16 protein-coding genes are annotated in these 19,244 nt (G+C 69.4%); 4 read left to right on the top strand and 12 right to left on the bottom strand.

All coding sequences use genetic code 11. The features are described 5' to 3' along the window. Positions 1 to 43: 43 nt before the first annotated feature. Entirely contained in the window at positions 44 to 1,207 is a 1,164-nt protein-coding gene (locus tag OG584_RS04760) for a glycerate kinase (protein ID WP_405775276.1), read from the top strand. A 182-nt stretch (positions 1,208 to 1,389) separates the two neighbouring features. Beyond that, positions 1,390 to 1,848 carry a MarR family winged helix-turn-helix transcriptional regulator gene (locus OG584_RS04755; RefSeq protein WP_405775274.1) on the top strand — a complete coding sequence of 153 codons (459 nt, stop codon included), beginning with the start codon at positions 1,390 to 1,392 and terminating at the stop codon, positions 1,846 to 1,848. A 90-nt stretch (positions 1,849 to 1,938) separates the two neighbouring features. Here the strand turns inward: OG584_RS04755 and pssA are convergent, their stop codons facing one another. From pssA to OG584_RS04695, 12 genes are all read right to left on the bottom strand, one after another. Next, positions 1,939 to 2,793: a CDP-diacylglycerol--serine O-phosphatidyltransferase gene (gene pssA / locus OG584_RS04750; RefSeq protein WP_405775272.1), complete on the bottom strand. Its 855-nt coding sequence runs from the start codon at positions 2,791 to 2,793 to the stop codon at positions 1,939 to 1,941. Then, a complete protein-coding gene (locus OG584_RS04745; protein WP_405775270.1) occupies positions 2,780 to 3,427 on the bottom strand; it encodes a phosphatidylserine decarboxylase in 648 nt (215 codons plus the stop codon). The genes pssA and OG584_RS04745 overlap by 14 nt, the downstream gene beginning before the upstream one ends. 169 nt (positions 3,428 to 3,596) lie before the next feature. Beyond that, positions 3,597 to 4,802, bottom strand: coding sequence for an acyl-CoA dehydrogenase family protein (locus tag OG584_RS04740; RefSeq protein ID WP_405775268.1), 1,206 nt, complete (start codon positions 4,800 to 4,802; stop codon positions 3,597 to 3,599). A 41-nt stretch (positions 4,803 to 4,843) separates the two neighbouring features. After that, positions 4,844 to 5,347, bottom strand: coding sequence for a MaoC family dehydratase (locus OG584_RS04735; RefSeq protein ID WP_405775267.1), 504 nt, complete (start codon positions 5,345 to 5,347; stop codon positions 4,844 to 4,846). A gap of 3 nt (positions 5,348 to 5,350) precedes the next feature. Further along, positions 5,351 to 6,325: an HpcH/HpaI aldolase/citrate lyase family protein gene (locus tag OG584_RS04730; RefSeq protein WP_405775266.1), complete on the bottom strand. Its 975-nt coding sequence runs from the start codon at positions 6,323 to 6,325 to the stop codon at positions 5,351 to 5,353. Next, complete coding sequence (locus OG584_RS04725; protein ID WP_405775264.1) at positions 6,322 to 8,334, bottom strand: protein meaA; 2,013 nt, start codon at positions 8,332 to 8,334, stop codon at positions 6,322 to 6,324. Before OG584_RS04725 ends, OG584_RS04730 begins: the two co-directional genes overlap by 4 nt. Before the next feature lie 9 nt (positions 8,335 to 8,343). Next, on the bottom strand, positions 8,344 to 9,741 hold the full coding sequence (gene ccrA / locus OG584_RS04720) for a crotonyl-CoA carboxylase/reductase (protein WP_405775262.1): 1,398 nt from the start codon (positions 9,739 to 9,741) through the stop codon (positions 8,344 to 8,346). Between the two features lie 433 nt (positions 9,742 to 10,174). Further along, a complete protein-coding gene (locus OG584_RS04715) occupies positions 10,175 to 10,990 on the bottom strand; it encodes a TetR family transcriptional regulator (RefSeq protein ID WP_405775260.1) in 816 nt (271 codons plus the stop codon). A gap of 100 nt (positions 10,991 to 11,090) precedes the next feature. Beyond that, on the bottom strand, positions 11,091 to 12,872 hold the full coding sequence (locus OG584_RS04710; RefSeq protein ID WP_405775258.1) for a 3-hydroxyacyl-CoA dehydrogenase family protein: 1,782 nt from the start codon (positions 12,870 to 12,872) through the stop codon (positions 11,091 to 11,093). Between the two features lie 393 nt (positions 12,873 to 13,265). Then, entirely contained in the window at positions 13,266 to 14,051 is a 786-nt protein-coding gene (locus OG584_RS04705; protein ID WP_405775256.1) for a 3-oxoacyl-ACP reductase, read from the bottom strand. Between the two features lies 1 nt (position 14,052). After that, positions 14,053 to 15,417 (bottom strand): aldehyde dehydrogenase family protein, encoded by a 1,365-nt coding sequence (locus OG584_RS04700; RefSeq protein ID WP_405783888.1) that lies wholly within the window; start codon positions 15,415 to 15,417, stop codon positions 14,053 to 14,055. A gap of 20 nt (positions 15,418 to 15,437) precedes the next feature. Continuing rightward, positions 15,438 to 16,805 carry a glutamine synthetase family protein gene (locus OG584_RS04695; RefSeq protein ID WP_405775254.1) on the bottom strand — a complete coding sequence of 456 codons (1,368 nt, stop codon included), beginning with the start codon at positions 16,803 to 16,805 and terminating at the stop codon, positions 15,438 to 15,440. Between the two features lie 75 nt (positions 16,806 to 16,880). Here OG584_RS04695 and OG584_RS04690 point away from each other — a divergent pair, with 75 nt between their 5' ends. Further along, the gene (locus tag OG584_RS04690) at positions 16,881 to 17,612 is read left to right on the top strand and encodes a FadR/GntR family transcriptional regulator (RefSeq protein WP_405775252.1); all 732 of its coding nucleotides are present in this window, start codon (positions 16,881 to 16,883) and stop codon (positions 17,610 to 17,612) included. A gap of 101 nt (positions 17,613 to 17,713) precedes the next feature. Beyond that, positions 17,714 to 19,189, top strand: coding sequence for an ethanolamine permease (gene eat, locus OG584_RS04685; protein WP_405775250.1), 1,476 nt, complete (start codon positions 17,714 to 17,716; stop codon positions 19,187 to 19,189). Positions 19,190 to 19,244 lie beyond the last annotated feature (55 nt).

Raw genomic sequence — 19,244 nt, 5'->3', positions numbered from 1 at the left:
GGAGCGGCGCGACTGCCTGTTCGAAAGCAAGGGATTAAACAAGGTGACGGACGGAGCAGTAACTGAAGCCGCACGGGTGCTCGTGGCGGCCGACAAATTCAAGGGGTCCCTCACGGCCGTGCAGGTCGCTGAGCGGGTGACGGCCGGACTCCGGCGGATCGCTCCCGACGTGGAGGTCGAGACGCTGCCCGTCGCCGACGGCGGGGACGGCACTGTCGCCGCCGCGGTCGCGGCCGGCTTCGACCGGCACGAGGTGCGGGTCACCGGACCCCTGGGCGAACAGCTGGACGCGGCGTTCGCGCTGCGCGACGGCGTCGCCGTGGTGGAAATGGCCGAGGCCTCCGGCCTCCAGCACCTCCCGGCCGGCGTGTTCGCACCTCTCACCGCCACGACCTACGGCTCCGGCGAGCTGTTGCGCGCGGCGCTGGACGCGGGTGCCAGGTCGATCGTCTTCGGTGTCGGCGGCAGTGCCACGACCGACGGCGGTGCGGGCATGCTGGCCGCGCTCGGCGCGCGTTTCCTGGACGCGGCAGGCCGGCCCGTGGGACCGGGCGGCGGCGGACTCAGCGAGCTGGCGACCGCCGACCTGTCCGGCCTGGACCCGCGCCTGGCCGGTGCCGAGATCGTGCTCGCGAGCGACGTGGACAACCCGCTGACCGGACCCAAGGGTGCGCCCGCGGTGTACGGGCCGCAGAAGGGGGCGTCGCCGGAGCAGGTCGAGGCGCTGGACAGCGCACTGGCGCACTTTGCCGCGGTGCTGGAGAAGTCCATCGGCCCGAAGGCCGCGGAGGCGGCGCTCGCGCCGGGCGCCGGCGCCGCGGGAGGTATCGGCTACGGGGCGCTGGTCGGCCTGGGGGCCGGCTTCCGCGCGGGGATCGACGTGATGCTCGACGTACTGGGCTTCGCCCCCGCGGTGGGCCGGGCGACCCTGGTCATCACCGGCGAGGGCTCGCTCGACGAGCAGACCCTGCACGGCAAGGCCCCGGCCGGTGTCGCCGCGGCGGCCAGGGCGGCGGGCAAGGAGGTCGTCGCGGTCTGCGGCCGTCTCACGCTCCCGGCCGATGTGCTGGGCAGGGCCGGTATCCGCCGTGCGTACGCGCTCACGGATCTGGAGCCCGATGTGGAGCGCTGCATCGCCAACGCGGGGCCGCTCCTGGAGCAGCTCGCCGAGAACATCGCCCGCGATTTCCTGGCCGCCCGCGGGTGACAGCGGCTCTCCCAGGAGTGTGAGCCGGACCGGGGCTGCCCCCGGCCCGCCCGCGACGGGCCTCAGGAGCCCTGCACCGTGCACCGTGCCCGTCCGGGCCCGCTGACGGTGCAGGGCTCCTCCGTACCCCGTCCGGGCCTGAATATTTGAGATGGTCAACTTTCCTGGCGTAGCATTCCCCCATGCCGGAAACCCCCGGAGCCGGCACCGACCGGCTCATGGAGCTGCTCTCCGTCTCGCTCGGCGCCTACTACGGTGACTTCACCGTGGCGGCCGCCGCCGAGGGCCTCACGGCCAGCCAGGGCAAGACCCTCAGCGTGCTGCGCCGGGGGCCGTCCGCAATGCGGGCCCTGGCGACGACGCTGGCCTGCGACGCGTCCAATATGACGGGGATCATCGACCGGCTGGAGAAGCGGTCACTCGTACGCCGGGAACCGAGCCCCGTCGACCGGCGCGTCAAGAACGTCCTGCTCACGGCGGACGGCGAGCGCGCCGTCGACGCGATCCGGGCGGGGATGCGCACGACGCTCGCGGGTCTCGAAACCCTGGACGACGCCGACCGGGACGTACTCGCCGGCCTGCTGGAGCGCGTCTTCGCCGTCCCGGACGCGGAGCCCGTCACCGGCGGCCGGACTCCGTAGCCCGCGAGAGGCTGCCTCGGCGCTCCTGAAGCAGAGGAGGGCCCCGAGTGCGAGACGCTGCACTCGGGGCCCTCAGGAGCTGTTCAGAGGCTACGGCAGCTGCGCCGTACGCGCCTCACGGCGGTTGCCGCGGAAGGTGTTCACCCGGCGCGCGGTGGCGAAGAGCGGAATGACCGCTCCCAGCACCACCTGGAGCGCGCAGCCGGTCTGCAGGAGCAGCTGGCCGCCGGGGGCGTCGAACGCCCATGCGGCGAGCAGCCCCATGGCGCCCACGATCCAGCTGAGCATCCCCGCCGCGAGAACGCCCCGCGGCTTCGGGTACTCGACCCGGCTCACCATCAGCCAGGCGACCCCGATGACGGCGAGCAGCGTCGGTACGAACGGCAGCTCCAGAAGCACGATGGAGACCACCGTCAGCGCCCCGAAGGGGGACGGCATGCCCTGGAACGTGCCGTCCTTCAGGGCCACGCAGGAGAACCGCGCGAGCCGCAGTACCACCGCCAGCAGCACCACGATCGCCGCCACCGCCGCGACCCGCTGATGGGCGTCGTCCGCGACCATGCCGTACACGAGCACGAAATAGGCCGGGGCGAGCCCGAAGCTGATGAGGTCGGAGAGGTTGTCCAGCTCCGCGCCCATCGGCGAGCTCCGCAGCTTGCGCGCCACGAGCCCGTCGCAGAGGTCGAAGATCGCGGCGAGCAGCATGAGGATCACGGCGGTCGCGGCGGAGTGCCGCGCCATGCCGTTCTCCTGGCTGCCCTGGAGGTGCGGGATGAGGATTCCGGTGGTGGTGAAGTACACCGCCATGAATCCGCACGTCGCGTTGCCGAGAGTCAGCGTGTCCGCTATCGACAGCCTCATGGAGAGAGGCATGTCCTCGGCGTCGTCCTCCGCGCCTGCCTCCGGAACCCAGTCGGTCCTTGTCTCCGGATCAATCACGGTCAATTCGAGTCACCCCCGCGGTGGTGGTCTGGCCGACCTCGACCGCGACATCGATACCTTCCGGAAGGTAGATGTCGACGCGCGAGCCGAAGCGGATCAGGCCGATCCGCTCGCCCTGCTCCACCTTCGTACCCTGCGGGACATACGGCACGATGCGGCGTGCGACGGCCCCGGCGATCTGCACCATCTCGATGTCGCCGAGCTCGGTGTCGAAGTGCCAGACAACGCGCTCGTTGTTCTCGCTCTCCTTGTTGAACGCCGGGACGAAACCACCGGGGATGTGCTGGACGGACGTCACGGTCCCGGCCAGCGGCGCACGGTTGACGTGGACGTTCAGCGGGCTCATGAAGATCGCGACGCGGGTACGTCCGTCCTTCCACGGCATGATGCTCTGCACTACGCCGTCGGCCGGTGAGATGACCCGGCCCTGTGTGATCTCCCGCTCGGGGTCGCGGAAGAACCACAGCATGCCCGCCGCGAGGGCGGTGGTGGGCACGGCGACAGCGGCCCAGCGGCCGGAGCGGCGTGCCTTGGTCAGGCTGAGGGCCGCGCTCGCGACAGTCGGCAGGAGCCACGGCGATGCTCCACGCGCGAGACGTACGCGGCCGCGTGGTGCAGAGGTTTGGCTGTGGGGCATGAATGACCTTCGTAGCGGATGATGCCGCGCGGGAACGGGGGACGGCGGCTTTCGGGCGATGCTATCGGTTGTGGACCACAACTGGGCAAGCCAGGAAGCCGAGTCGGCGGCCGGAAGATGATGACTGGCTGTGATCTTCTTCGCTGATATATCACCACGGAACGGACAATCAGCCCTGGAATCGGTACTCTTCGAGGAGGCGTCGACCGATGATCATTTTCTGGATCTCGGCGGTACCTTCGCCGATCAGCAGCATCGGGGCCTCGCGGTAGAGCCGCTCGATCTCATACTCCTTGGAGAACCCGTATCCACCGTGGATACGGAAGGCGTCCTCCACGACCTCCTTGCAGTACTCGGAGGCCAGATACTTGGCCATCCCTGCCTCAAGGTCGTTTCGTTCCCCGGAGTCCTTTTTGCGTGCCGCATTGACCATCATCGCATGGGCCGCTTCCACCTTGGTAGCCATTTCGGCCAGCTTGAACTGAATGGCCTGGTGCTGAGCGATCTGTTTGCCGAAGGTGTGACGCTGCTGTGCGTAGCCGATGCCCAGCTCGAAGGCGCGCTGTGCCACACCGCAGCCACGCGCTGCGACATTGACGCGCCCGACTTCGACTCCGTCCATCATTTGGTAAAACCCTCGGCCGGTAACGCCACCAAGTACGCGATTGGCCGGAATTCGCAGTCCGTCCATGATCAGCTCGGTGGTGTCGACCCCCTTGTAGCCCATCTTGTCGATCTTGCCGGGGATGGTCAGGCCCGGACGGACCTCGCCGAAGCCCGGCTCCTTCTCGACCAGGAAGGTCGTCATCGACTTGTGCCGGGCGGTCCCCTCGGGGTGACCCTCGTCACTGCGGCAGAGGACCGCGACGAGCGAGGACGTGCCACCGTTGGTCAGCCACATCTTCTGGCCGTCCAGGACGTAGTCGTCGCCGTCCCTGATCCCCTTCGAGGTGATCGCCGACACATCCGAGCCCAGCGCGGGCTCGGACATCGAGAATGCACCGCGGACCTCGCCGGCGGCCATCCGGGGGAGGAAGGTGTCCTTCTGCTCCTGGGTGCCGTGCTGCTTGAGCATGTACGCGACGATGAAATGCGTGTTGATGATGCCCGACACGCTCATCCAGCCACGCGCTATTTCTTCGACACACAGCGCGTAGGTGAGCAGCGACTCGCCCAGGCCCCCGTACTCCTCGGGGATCATCAGCCCGAACAGGCCGAGTTCCTTGAGGCCCTCGACGATCTGGGCCGGGTACTCGTCGCGGTGTTCGAGTTCGGTCGCGACCGGCAGGATCTCCTTGTCGACGAAGTCCCTGACGGTGGCCAGGATTTCCTGCTGCACATCGGTGAGACCCGGTGTCTGGGCGAGTCGGCTCATGACTGCTTCTCCTGTGATGTCAGGCTGTTGGTGGAAATCGCCTACTGGGAAGGCGCCGGGCGGCCGGGCTGTTCGCCGCCGCGTTCCTTGATGTACGTCTCGGTGGGGACCATGACCTTGCGGCGGAAGACGCAGACGACAGTGCCGTCCTGGTTGTAGCCCTTGGTCTCGACGTGGACGATGCCGCGGTCGCTCTTGGACTTGGAGGGGGTCTTGTCCAGGACGGTGGTCTCGCCGTAGATCGTGTCGCCGTGGAACGTCGGTGCGATGTGCTTGAGCGACTCGACCTCCAGGTTGGCGATGGCCTTGCCGGAGACGTCGGGGACGGACATGCCCAGGAGCAGGGAGTAGATGTAGTTCCCGACGACGACGTTCTTGCCGAAGTCGGTTGTGTTCCCGGCGTAGTTGCTGTCCATGTGGAGCGGATGGTGGTTCATCGTGAGCAGGCAGAACAGGTGGTCGTCGTACTCGGTGACGGTCTTGCCCGGCCAGTGCTTGTAGACGGCGCCGACCTCGAACTCCTCGTAGGTGCGTCCGAATTGCATGGGTCAGGCCTCCGGGGCTTCGAAGGAGGTGGTGCGCTGCATTCCGGCGGCGCGGCCCTTGCCGGAGATGACGAGGGCCATCTTGCGGCTGGCTTCGTCGATCATCTCGTCGCCGAGCATCGCCGACCCCTTCTTGCCGCCGGCCTCGGACGTGCACCACTCGTAGGCGTCGAGAATCATCTCGGCGTGGTCGTAGTCCTCCTGCGACGGCGAGAAGATCTCGTTCGACGCTTCGACCTGGCCGGGGTGCAGGACCCACTTCCCGTCGAACCCGAGGGCCGCCGCCCGCTTGGCCACCTCGCGGTAGCCGTCGACGTTGCGGATCTGGAGGTAGGGGCCGTCGATCGCCTGCAGGTCGTAGGTGCGGGCCGCCATGAGGATCTTCATGAGGATGTAGTGATAGGCGTCGGCGCCGTAGCCGGGCGGCTGCTCGCCGACGACCAGGGTCTTCATGTTGATCGATGCCATGAAGTCGGCCGGGCCGAAGATGATGGCCTCGTTGCGGGGGGAGGCGGCCGCGATCTCGTTGACGTTGACCAGGCCCTTGGCGTTCTCGATCTGCGCCTCGATACCGATCTTGCCGACCTCGAAGCCCATGGTCTTCTCGATCTGGGTGAGGAGCAGATCGAGGGCCACGACCTGCTGTGCGTCCTGGACCTTCGGAAGCATGATGCAGTCGAGGTTGTGGCCGGCTCCCTCGACGACGGTGACGACGTCACGGTAGGTCCAGTGGGTGGTCCAGTCGTTGACGCGTACGACGCGGGTCTTGCCGGTCCAGTCGCCCTTGTTCAGCGCCTCGACGATGGTGTGCCGGGCGCCTTCCTTGGCGAGCGGCGCGCACGCGTCCTCCAGGTCGAGGAAGACCTGGTCGGCCGGGAGCCCCTGGGCCTTCTCCAGGAAGCGCGGGTTCGATCCGGGGACTGCGAGACAGGAACGCCGCGGGCGCAGACGGTTCACAGGGCTGGTTGGCGCGGTCATGCGGGGACCTCCAGAGGGTCGAGCTTGTTCGCTTTCCGGATCACTTCGACGATACGTCCGATGATCTCGGTGATCCCGAAGTCCTTCGGGGTGAAGACGGCGGCGACACCGGCCTCCTTGAGAGCCGTGCCGTCGGCGTTCGGGATGATCCCACCGACGATCACGGGGATGTCGGACGCACCGGCCTGGCGCAGGCGCTGGAGCACGTCAGGGACCAGTTCGGCGTGCGAGCCGGACAGAATCGACAGGCCCACGCAGTGCACGTCCTCGGCCAGGGCGGCACCGACGATCTGCTCAGGTGTCAGCCGGATGCCCTGGTAGACCACCTCGAACCCGGCGTCGCGGGCTCGTACGGCGATCTGCTCGGCGCCATTGGAGTGACCGTCGAGCCCTGGCTTGCCGACCAGCAGGCGCAGTCGTCCGCTCCCGAGGTCCTGGGCCGTACGGGTCACGGCGGCACGCACGGCGGCGAGGGGAGTGCCCTCTTCCGCGGTCACCGTGACAGGCGCGCCGCCCACTCCGGTGGGTGCCCGGAACTCGCCGAACACGTCGCGCAGTGCCCAGGACCACTCGCCCGTGGTGACGCCCGCGCGAGCGCAGGCCACCGTCGCCTCGAAGAGGTTGCCGTCTCCGGCCGCGGTCGCCTTCAGTGCGGCCAGCGAGTCCTGGGCCGCGCCCTCGTCGCGGTCGTCGCGCCATGTGTGCAGCGCCGCTACGACGCGGGCCTCGTTCTCCGGATCGACCGTCATGATCGCGGTGTCGAGGTCGGCCGTGAGCGGGTTCGGTTCGGTGGACTCGTAGCAGTTGACGCCGACGATCTTCTCCTCGCCGCCCTCGATCCTGGCGCGGCGCGCGGCGTGCGAGGAGACCAGCTCCGACTTGAGATAGCCGGACTCGACGGCCGCCATCGCGCCGCCCATCTGCTGGATGCGGTCGATCTCCGCGAGGGACTCCTCGACGAGCTCCCCGACCTTGGTCTCGATGACGTGGGAACCCTCGAAGATGTCCTCGTACTCCAGCAGATCGCTCTCCTGGGCGAGTACCTGCTGGATGCGCAGCGACCACTGCTGGTCCCAGGGCCTGGGCAGCCCCAGCGCCTCGTTCCACGCGGGCAGCTGCACGGCGCGTGCCCGTGCGTCCTTCGACAGGGTGACGGCCAGCATCTCCAGGACGATGCGCTGGACGTTGTTCTCCGGCTGGGCTTCGGTCAGCCCGAGCGAGTTCACCTGGACGCCGTAGCGGAAGCGGCGTTTCCTGGGGTCCGTGATGCCGTACCTCTCACGGGTCAGCCGGTCCCAGATGCGGCCGAAGGCGCGCATCTTGCACATCTCCTCGACGAAGCGGACCCCCGCGTTCACGAAGAACGAGATCCGTGCGACGACCGCGTCGAACTTCTCCGGCGGCACCTGCCCGGAGTCGCGTACCGCGTCCAGGACCGCGATCGCGGTGGACATGGCGTACGCGATCTCCTGCACCGGCGTGGCGCCCGCCTCCTGCAGGTGGTAGCTGCAGATGTTGATCGGGTTCCACTTGGGGATGTGCGCCACCGTGTACGTGATCATGTCGGTGGTGAGCCGCAGGCTGGGCCCCGGAGGGAACACGTGCGTGCCGCGCGACAGGTACTCCTTGACGATGTCGTTCTGCGTCGTCCCCTGGAGGAGTCCGGCGTCCGCGCCCTGTTCCTCGGCGACGACCTGGTAGAGCGCCAGCAGCCACATGGCCGTGGCGTTGATGGTCATCGAGGTGTTCATCTGCTCCAGCGGGATGTCCTGGAACAGCCGTCGCATGTCGCCGAGATGGGAGACGGGCACCCCGACCCTGCCGACCTCGCCTCGGGCCAGGATGTGGTCCGGGTCGTAGCCGGTCTGGGTGGGCAGGTCGAAGGCGACCGACAGACCTGTCTGGCCCTTGGCGAGGTTGCGCCGGTAGAGCTCGTTGGAGGCTTCGGCCGTCGAGTGGCCCGCGTAGGTCCGCATGAGCCAGGGGCGGTCCTTGTGACGTTCAGTCATCGGGAGACCTCAGACGTTCCGGCCGGCGGGGGCGGCCGGTGCGGCCGCAGTGTCACGGAACAGGTTGATGGAGGTGAGGTGCTTCTCGCGCAGTTCCGGGTTGCGTACGCCGAGGCCTTCTGCGGGTGCCAGCGCCAGGACGCCGACCTTGCCCTGGTGCAGGTTGCGGTGGACGTCGTACGCGGCCTGTCCGGTGTCGTCGAGTGAGTAGACCTTGGAGAGGGTGGGGTGGATCTTCCCCTTGGCGATCAGGCGGTTGGCTTCCCAGGCTTCGCGGTAGTTGGCGAAGTGGGAGCCCACGATCTTCTTCAGGGACATCCACAGGTAGCGGTTGTCGTACTCGTGGGTGTATCCGGACGTCGAGGCGCAGGTGACGATCGTGCCGCCCTTACGGGTGACGTACACCGAGGCACCGAAGGTCTCGCGGCCCGGGTGCTCGAAGACGATGTCCACGTCCTCGCCGCCGGTCAGTTCGCGGATGCGCTTGCCGAAGCGCTTCCACTCGCGAGGGTCCTGGTGGTGCTCGTCCTTCCAGAACCGGTAGTCCTCGGCGTTGCGGTCGATGATCGCCTCGGCGCCCATCCGGCGGCAGATGTCGGCCTTCTGGTCGCTGGAGACGACGCAGATCGGGTTGGCGCCGCCGGCCAGGGCGAACTGGGTGGCGTAGCTGCCCAGGCCGCCGCTGGCGCCCCAGATGAGGACGTTGTCGCCCTGCTTCATCCCCGCGCCGTTGCGCGAGACGAGCTGGCGGTAGGCGGTGGAGTTGACCAGGCCGGGGGCCGCGGCCTCCTCCCAGCTGAGGTGGCCGGGCTTGGGCATCAGCTGGTTGGACTTGACGAGGGCGATCTCCGCGAGACCGCCGAAGTTGGTCTCGAAGCCCCAGATGCGCTGCTCGGGGTCGAGCATCGTGTCGTTGTGCCCGTCGGAGCTCTCCAGCTCCACCGAGAGACAGTGCGCCACGACTTCGTCGCCGGGCTGCCAGGCGTTGACGCCGGGTCCTGTGCGCAGTACGACGCCGGCCAGGTCGGAGCCGATGACGTGGTACGGCAGGTCGTGGCGCCTGGTGAGCTCGCTCAGCTTTCCGTAGCGCTCCAGGAAGGAGAACGTCGAAACGGGCTCGAAGATCGAGGTCCAGACCGAGTTGTAGTTCACCGAGCTGGCCATGACGGCCACCAGTGCCTCGCCCGGTCCGAGTTCGGGCACCGGCACGTCCTCGACGTGGAGGGACTTGCGGGGGTCCTTGTCGCGGCCGGCGAGGCCCGAGAACATCTCGGCCTCGTCCTTGTGCACGGTCACCGCGCGGTACGACTCGGGCAGGGGCAGGGCGGCGAAGTCGGCCGCCGTCGCGGAGGTGGAGCCACTGGCTGTGTCGGTCCGCGACTGGATCGCGTCCAGGATTTCCTTCACGGTGCTGCCTCCAGGTTCTCGCCGGACCGGAGTCCGGGGAGATGCGTGTCGGGGGAGTCGGTCGAGGGGTGTGCCCCAGGGAGGAGGGGCTGCTGCTGTGGAGGTGTGCCGTCGGTTCGGCGTGAGCTGGAGCGGCCGCGCCGTGGTGGGGCGCTGAAGGTGCCTGTGACGCAGGCGTCCGGGCGCGTGAACACGTGATTCACGGGGACAGCCGGCACGCGAAGGTCGCTGCACGCCGGCCGCCCGGACACCCTCAACGTATGGCACCGCGTGCCAAGTGGCAAGACACTGAGTGCCAACAAATTCTCTCAGTTGTCACCCTCGGGTCACGGATGAGCAAAGCGGAGAGGGCAGAAGAACGGCCGCCCCCGGAGGGACGGCCGTAGCGGTACGGATCGGCCTGTGTGCCGGCCGGCTCGCGCGAAGTGCTTCCTCAGCGCTTCCTCAGCGCCTGCTCGATGGTGCGCATGACCTCATCGAGCGGGGCATCGGTACGTGCCACCGTCACCAGGACCTCTCCACTCCGCCGCGCGGTCGCAGCCGGGGTGCGCTCAGCGGTGCGGCCGGCGCCTATCCCCGTACCGAAGGTGTCCCTGACGATGGCGAAGGCGTGGTCGAGCCTTGCCTCCACGTCGCCCTGGCCGCCGGCCCGGAGCCAGCGGCGCAGCACATGGTTGTGCGCGGTGACCACTGCGGACGCCGCCACCTCGGCCAGCAGCGGGTCGTCGTTGCCGTCGTGCTGGTCGTGCTCGTCGAAGTGGCCCAGCAGATAACGGGTGAAGAGCCGCTCGTAGCGGGCCACTGAGGCGATCTCCGCCTCCCGCAGCGTCGGCACCTCGCGGGTCAGCTTGTACCGCGCCACCGAGACAACGGGCGACGACGCGTACATCCGCATGACTTCCTTGATGCCGCGGCACACGGTGTCCAGCGGATGCTCGTGCGGGGGCGCCGCGTTCAGCACCGCCTCGGCGCGTACGAGCGTGTCGTCGTGGTCAGGGAAGATCGCTTCTTCCTTGGAGCGGAAGTGCCGGAAGAAGGTCCTGCGGGCGACCCCCGCCTGCGCCGCGATCTCGTCGACCGTCGTCGCCTCGTAGCCCTTGGCCGCGAAGAGTTCCATCGCCGCCGACGCCAGCTCACGACGCATTTTCAGCCGCTGCGCGGCCGCGCGGGTGCCTGCGGCACTCTCAGGGGCGTCGGACGACGCCTTCTTGCGGACTGGCCGTCGGACGGGGCCGGTGAGCTCGGGCATGGACCGAACGTACTGCATTCCGGCCGTGGAACGTGTCGCCGGGCTGCCGGGACCGGGCCGCACACCCGGTTCCAGCAGCCCGCCCCAGTCGCCCGGCGGATCAGCGCCGGGCATACTCGCGGAATCCGCGGCCGGTCTTGCGGCCGAGGCAGCCCGCCGCCACCAGATGCTCGAGAAGCGGGGCGGGGGCGAGGCCCGGGTCGCGGAACTCCCGGTGCAGCACCCGCTCGATGGCAAGCGAGACATCGAGGCCGACCACGTCGAGCAGCTCGAAGGGCCCCATCGGGTAGCCGCCGCCCAGCTTCATCGCCGCATCGATGTCGTCGAGCGTCGCGTAGTGCTCCTGGACCATCTTGACCGCGTTGTTGAGATACGGGAAAAGCAGCGCGTTCACGATGAAACCGGCCCGGTCGCCGCAGTCCACCGGGTGCTTGCGGACCGCGGCGCACACCTCGCGGACCGTGGCGTGGACATCGTCCGCCGTGAGGACCGTACGGACCACCTCGACCAGCTTCATGGCCGGGGCCGGGTTGAAGAAGTGCATCCCGACGACGTCCTGCGGGCGCGAGGTGGCGCGGGCGCAGGCGATGACCGGCAGCGACGAGGTCGTGGTGGCGAGCACCGCACCCTGCTTGCAGACCTTGTCGAGAGTCTCGAAGAGCTGCTGCTTGACCTCCAGGTCCTCGGCCACGGCCTCGACGGCCAGGTCCACGTCCGCGAACGCGTCGAGCGAACCGGCCGGTGCGATCCTGGCCAGTGTCTCCTCACGGGCCGCCGCGGTCATCCGCCCCTTGTCCACGGAGCGCGCGAGCGACTTGGCGACACGGGCCTTCGCGGTGTCGGCCTTCTCGGGGCTGCGAGCGGCCAGCACCACGTCGTAACCGGCCTTGGCGAAGACCTCGGCGATACCCGAGGCCATCGTCCCCGAGCCCGCGACGCCCACCGAGCCGACCGTGCGGGGCGCCGCGGGCTGCGCGCCGTCGAGCGGGGTGAGCGCGTCACGCACCACGGCGGCGCTGCCGGGCTCCTCGTACGTGTAGAAACCGCGCCCCGACTTGCGCCCGGTCAGCCCGGCGTTGCTGAGCTGCTTGAGGATCGGAGCGGGGGCGTGCAGCCGGTCCCGGGACGCGGAGTACATCGCCTCCAGGACGGTGCGTGCGGTGTCCACGCCGATCAGGTCGAGCAGGGCGAGCGGGCCCATCGGCAGCCCGCAGCCGAGCCGCATCGCCGCGTCGATGTCCTCGCGCGAGGCGTACTTGGCCTCGTACATCGCCGCCGCCTGATTGAGATAGCCGAACAGCAGCCCGTCGGCGACGAACCCGGGCCGGTCGCCGACCGCGACGGGCTCCTTGCCGAGCTCCCGGGCGAGCGCCGTGACGGTGTCGACGGCCTTCGGAGCGGTCAGCACCGACGAGACCACCTCGACCAGCTTCATGGCCGGGGCCGGGTTGAAGAAGTGCAGGCCCAGAACCCGCTCGGGGTGCGAGGTGTCGGCGGCGAGCCGGGTCACGGACAGCGCGTTGGTGCCGGTGGCGAGGATCGCGGTGGGGCTGACCACGGCGTCGAGGGCGCGGAAGACCTGCTGCTTGGTCTCGTACGACTCCGGCACGACCTCGATCACCAGTTCGGCATCGGCCGCTGCCCTGAGGTCGGAGAAGGTACGGAAGCGGGCGAGGACGTCCAGCCGCTCCTGCTCGGTGAGGCGCTCCCGCTGCACGGCGCGGGCGGTGGAGGCTTCCAGCGCGGCCACGGCACGGCCGGCCGCGTCGGCGCTGACGTCGATTCCGATGACCTCGCGTCCGGCGCGGGCCAGGACCTCGGCGATGCCGGTGCCCATGGTGCCGAGGCCGACCACGGCGATGGTGCGGAGAGGGATGTCCATCAGGGGACTCCAGGGATGAGTGACGACTGAGGGGCGCACGCGGCGTGTCCGTACCGGAGTACGCCGGGGCGTGCGTGAGGTGTCGTGAGAAGGGCCGACGGGCCCGGTCCCGGGGCCGCGTCGTACAGAACTGCTGAACCGACGGACAACTCGTGGCGGCTGCGTCACCAGGCCGCGCTGAGATGGAACGTACGGGGTGGTCACCCCGCTCACTTGAGACTAACCGGCGGGTAACGAGCGCGCCAGACGTGGAGGGCTGTGATCTGGATCGCTGGGGTGCGGACGGTTCGCGGGCGCCGCAGGCCCGGGGCCGGCACACGGGGTACCGGCCCCGGGCGGGTCCCCGGGCGTCTTCGGAGCGCGCCGCACCGGGAGGGGGCGGGGCGCAAGCGGTCAGACGGGCGTGACGTACGCGCCCGCGATCCCGCCGTCGACCAGGAACTCCGCGGCGTTGACGAACGAGGAGTCGTCGCTGGCGAGGAAGGCGACCGCGGACGCGATCTCCTCGGGTTCCGCGAACCGGCCGACGGGGACGTGCACGAGACGGCGCTCGGCAAGTGCCGGGTCATCGGCGAACAGCTTCTTCAGCAGCGGGGTGTTGACCGGCCCGGGGCACAGCGCGTTGACCCGGATGCCTTCGCGGGCGAACTGGACGCCCAGTTCGCGGGACATGGACAGCACGCCGCCCTTGGAAGCGGAGTAGCTGATCTGGGAGGTGGCCGCGCCCATCACTGCCACGAAGGACGCGGTGTTGATGATGGAGCCGCGGCCCTGGTCGAGCATGTACGGCAGGACGTGCTTGCAGCAGAGGTAGACCGAGGTGAGGTTGACCTCCTGGACGCGCTTCCAGGCGTCCAGTTCCGTGGTGAGGATCGAGTTGTCGTCGGGCGGGGAGATGCCGGCGTTGTTGAAGGCGATGTCGACGGACCCGTAGGCCTCGAAAGCGGTCCTGTAGACCGCCTCGACCTGGTCGGAATCGGTCACGTCCACCTGGACGAAGAGGCCGCCGGCCTCCTCGGCCGCGGCCTTGCCCGCTTTCTCGTCGATATCGGCGCAGACGACGTTCGCGCCTTCCGAAGCCAGCCGGCGGGCGGTGGCGAGCCCGATGCCGCTGCCCGCTCCGGTGATCACTGCGGTGCGGCCCACCAGCCGGCGGCACACGGGGGTCCGGTCGGTCACTTCAGTACTCCTCGGATGCGATGAAGACGTTCTTGGTCTCGGTGAAGGCGGACAGTGCGTCGGGGCCCAGCTCGCGGCCGATGCCGGACTGTTTGAATCCCCCGAAAGGGGCCGAGTAGCGCACGCTGCTGTGGGAGTTGACGGAAAGGTTGCCGGCCGCGACAGCGCGCGAGACACGCAGCGCCCGGCCGACGTCGCGTGTCCACAGGGAGCCGGCGAGCCCGTAGTCGGTGGCGTTGGCGATCCGGATCGCGTCGGCCTCGTCGTCGAAGGGGAGGACAACGGCGACAGGCCCGAAGATCTCGTCGGTGGCCGTACGGTCCTCCGGCCGCCCTTCCAGGACAGTCGCCGGGTACCAGAAGCCCTTGCCCGCCGGGGCCTCGCCACGGATGGCGGCCGGGGCGTCCTCCGGGACGTAGGAACGTACCCGTGCGCGCTGGGCGGCGGAGATCAGCGGGCCCATCTGCGTGGCGGGGTGGGAGGGATCGCCGACCACGAACGCCTTGACCGCGGGCTCCAGCAGCTCCATGAAGCGGTCGTGGACCGAGCGCTGGACGAGGATGCGGCTGCGGGCACAGCAGTCCTGGCCGGTGTTGTCGAGGAAGGATCCGGGAGCGGCGGCCGCTGCGGCCTCGATGTCGGCGTCGGCGAAGACGATGTTGGGGCTCTTGCCGCCGAGTTCCAGGGTCAGCCGCTTCGTCTGCTCCGCGCAGCGGGCCGCGACCCGCCGGCCCGTGGCGGTGGAGCCGGTGAAGACGACCTTGGCGACGCCGGGGTGGTCGACGAGGGCGGCACCGGTGACCGCGCCCTCACCCGGCAGGACCTGGAAGAGGTCCTCGGGCAGTCCGGCGTCCAGCGCGTACTGGGCGAGCCGGAGCGCGGTCAGCGGGGTGGTCTCGGCGGGTTTGAGGAGGACCGCGTTGCCGGCCGCGAGTGCCGGGGCGGTGCCCCAGGCGGCAATCGGCATCGGGAAGTTCCAGGGGGCGATCACGGCGACGACGCCCAGCGGCTCCTGGAAGGTGACGTTCAGGCCGCCAGGGACCGGGACCTGCGTGCCGTTGAGGCGCTCCACTCCGCCGGCCGCGTAGTGCAGCAGATCGCGGACGTTGCCCGCCTCCCACTCGGCGTTGCCCAGTGGATGGCCGGCTTCCTGGACCTCCAGCCGGGCGAGCGGCTGGAGGTGGGCGTCCACGACATCGGCGAACCGGCGCAGCAGGCGGGCCCGGTCGGCGGGTGCCAGTGCGGCCCACTTCACCTGGGCGGCTCCGGCCCGCCGGACCGCGGCGTCGACCTCGGCGGGGGAGGTGGTGGGGACGGTGGCCACCACCTCCTCGTTCGCCGGATTGATGATGTCCAGCTCGTGCACTTTGAACACGTGGTCGTTCCTCACATGCGCTCGAAGGAGCGGAAGCGTTCCCAGTCGGTGACGGCCGCGTCGTAGGCGTCCTGTTCGACGCGGGCCATGTGGCGGTAGTGGTCGACGACCTCGTCGCCGAAGGCTTCCCGGGCGATCGGGCTGTTCTCCCAGCGCTCGGCGGCCTCGCGGAGCGTGGTGGGGACGTGTGCGGCGTCGCCGTTGTAGGCGTTGCCGGTGCACGCGTCGGGGAGTTCCAGCTCGTTCTCCACGCCGTACAGGCCGGCCGCGACCATCGCGGCGACCGCGAGGTAGGGGTTCACATCGCCGCCGGGCAGGCGGTTCTCCAGGCGGTGCGAGCGGCCGTGGCCGATCACCCGCAGTGCGCAGGTCCGGTTGTCGGGGCCCCAGGCGACGGCGGTGGGTGCGAAGGAGCCCGCGCGGAAGCGCTTGTAGGAGTTGATGTTCGGGGCGTAGAAGAGCGTGAAGTCCCGCATGGCGGCGACCTGGCCCGCGAGGAAGTGCCGCATGACCTTCGACATGCCGTACGGGCCGTTGTCGTCGGCCATGACCGGCCGGCCGTCCGCGTCCTGCAGTGAGAGGTGGATGTGACAGGAGTTGCCCTCCCGCTCGTCGTACTTCGCCATGAAGGTGAGCGACATGCCCTCCTGGGCCGCGATCTCCTTGGCGCCGGTCTTGTAGATGCTGTGCTGGTCGCACGTGGTGAGCGCCTCGTCGTAGACGAACACGATCTCGTGCTGGCCGAGGTTGCACTCGCCCTTGGCGGACTCCACCGTCATGCCGGCCGCGCCCATCTCGTTGCGGATGCGGCGCAGCAGTGGTTCGACGCGGCCGGTGCCGAGCACCGAATAATCGGAGTTGTACTGGTTGGCCGGGGACATCTGACGGTAGCCGCGCGACCAGCCGTCTTCGTAGGTGTCCTTGAAGAGCATGAACTCCAGCTCGGTGCCGGCATGGGCGCTCCAGCCCCGTTCGGCGAGCCGGTCGAGCTGGCGGCGCAGGATCTGGCGGGGCGAGGCGACGACCGGCGAGCCGTCGTGCCAGGCAAGGTCGGCGGTGATCAGAGCGGTGCCGGGGTTCCACGGGGTGCGGCGCAGGGTCGCTGTATCGCCGTGCATGGCGAAATCACCGTAACCGCGTTCCCAGGAGGACATTTCGTAGCCCTCGACCGTGTTCAGGTCCACGTCCACGGCGAGGAGGTAGTTGCAGCCCTCCGTGCCGTGTTCGAGGACGGTGTCGAGGAAGTAGCGGGCGGCGAACCGCTTGCCCTGGAGCCTGCCTTGCATATCGGTGAAGGCGAGGACGACAGTGTCGATCTCCCCGGCGTCAACGAGTGCTCTGAGCTCCCCGGCCGGGAGTGGGGGCGTGCGGTCGGCCACGGTATTGCCTCCTGATCACTGCATCCGGAAGTCATAAGGTAGGCGTGTGAACCATTGATTGGGAAGGGGTCGGCGATGGACGGTGCGGTGGACCGGCTCGCGCCCGTGCTGCGGCCGGTGCGGGCGGGCAACGGCTTCGAGGAGGCGCTGGAGCAGATACTCCAGATAGTCCGGCTCGGCCTGGTGTCGCAGGGTGAACGGCTGCCCTCCGAAAGGGAGTTGGCGGACCGGCTGCGGATCAGCCGGGTGACCCTGCGTGAGGTCCTGAAGGTCCTTCAGGACCAGGGTCTGGTGGAGGCCAGGCGCGGGCGCTACGGCGGTACGTTCGTACGGACCCGTACGGAGAATCCGGGCGAGGCCGAACTGCGCCGCCGGATCGGGAAGATCGACGTCGAGGACACTCTGCGGTTCCGGGAGGTGCTGGAGGTCGGTGCGGCCGGCCTGTGCGCGACCCATGGGCTGACCGTCACGGAGGGCGACAGGCTGCGCTCCGCTCTGGAGGCGACCCATGACGCACCGCTCGCCGGCTACCGCAGGTGCGACACGATGCTGCATCTGACGCTCGCGGAACTGTCCGGCTCGGCCTCGCTGGCGGCCCAGTACGCGGCGGTGCGCTCGGGCGTGAACGACCTGCTGGACTGCATTCCGCTCCTGGTGCGGAACCTGGAGCATTCGCAGACCCAGCACGGCGCGTTGGTGGAGGCGGTTCTCGACGGCGACGCGGACGGCGCACGCGAGGTGATGCGCGAACACTGCTGCGGGACCGCCGCCCTCCTGCGGGGATTCCTCACGGCTCCGGTCTCCTGACGATCCGTTGTGGCGCGGGTCTTGCGCTGGAGCGGCAGGACCGCAAAGGTATGCCGCTGAACCTTTACTCCGGATCCCCATCGGCGAGGCAGGAGCGGCTCATGGCCGACAGCGAGGAATCAACACGGACCGCACCGCCCACGTCCTCCCCCGACAGCAGCCCATCGCCCGGGGACGCCTATCTGGAGCGACGGGCGCTGCGCCGCGGCAGCGCCGGACCGCTGCTGCTGACCGGTCTGGGCGTCGCCTACGTCGTCTCGGGTGACTTCTCGGGATGGAACAACGGCCTGGCACACGGTGGCTTCGGCGGACTCGCCGTCGCCGGCGTACTGATGGGCCTGATGTACACCTGCCTGGTCTTCGCGCTGGCGGAGCTGTCCTCGATCCTGCCGACCGCGGGCGGGGGCTACGGCTTCGCCCGGCGCGCACTGGGAACCTGGGGCGGCTTCCTGACCGGAACCGCGATCCTCATCGAATACGTGCTGGCGCCCGCCGCGATCGCCATCTTCCTCGGTGACTATGTCGAAGCGCTCGGCCTGTTCGGCCTCCACTCCGGCTGGCCGGTCTACCTCGCCTGCTTTGTGATCTTCATCGGCATCCATCTGTGGGGCGTCGGTGAGGCGCTGCGGTTCAGCCTGGTCGTCACCGCGATAGCCGTCGCCGCGATCGTCGTCTTCGCGCTGGCCGCGCTCACCGACTTCCACGTGGACTCGCTCAACGACATCCCGGTCGACGCCGGCGCCTTCGGGGCCAACTCCTGGCTGCCGTTCGGCGTTCTGGGCATCTGGGCGGCCTTCCCGTTCGGAATGTGGTTCTTCCTCGGCGTCGAGGGTGTACCGCTGGCCGCCGAGGAGACCAGGGACCCGGCCCGAGTCCTGCCGAAGGCAATGGCAGCCGCGATGGGGATTCTGCTGCTGCTCGCCCTGGTCACCTTCATCGCGGCGACCGGCGCCCGCGGCTCGGCCGCTGTCCAGTCGGCCGGCGATCCACTGGTCCGGGCGTTGCAGCCGCACGGCGAGCCGACCGTGGTCAGCAGGATCGTCAACTATGCGGGCCTCGCCGGCCTGGTCGCCTCGTTCTTCTCGCTCATCTTCGCCGGCTCCCGGCAGCTCTTCGCGCTGTCCCGGGCCGGATACCTCCCGCGCTTCCTCTCCCTCACCAGCCGCCGCAAGGCGCCCTATCTCGGCCTGCTCATCCCCGGCGCGCTCGGCTTCGGGCTCGCGGCGGCCACCGGCGACGGAGCGCGGATGCTGAATGTCGCGGTCTTCGGCGCCACCATCTCCTACGCGCTGATGTCGCTCTCGCACATCGTGCTGCGCCGCCGCGAACCCGCCCTGCACCGCCCGTACCGCACCCCCGGCGGCATGCTGACCTCGTCCGTCGCCTTCGTCCTCGCCTGCTCGGCGCTGGTCGCGACCTTCCTGGTCGACAAGGAGGCGGCCTTCATCGCGCTGGGCGTCTACGGCGTGGCGCTGGCCTACTTCGCCTGCTACTCCCGCCACCGGCTGGTGGCCGCGGCGCCCGAGGAGGAGTTCGCGGCGCTGGCGGCGGCCGAGGCCGAACTCGAACGCGACTGACCACCGGGGCGGCCGGCCCCGCACTCCGGCCGCCCGTCACGCACACGCCCGGAGG

Origin of the sequence: Streptomyces sp. NBC_00859, from assembly GCF_045161865.1 — a bacterium.
Taxonomy (GTDB): domain Bacteria; phylum Actinomycetota; class Actinomycetes; order Streptomycetales; family Streptomycetaceae; genus Streptomyces.
The sequence above is the reverse complement of the archived record's forward strand: the minus strand, read 5'-3'. Positions and strand labels throughout refer to the sequence as shown.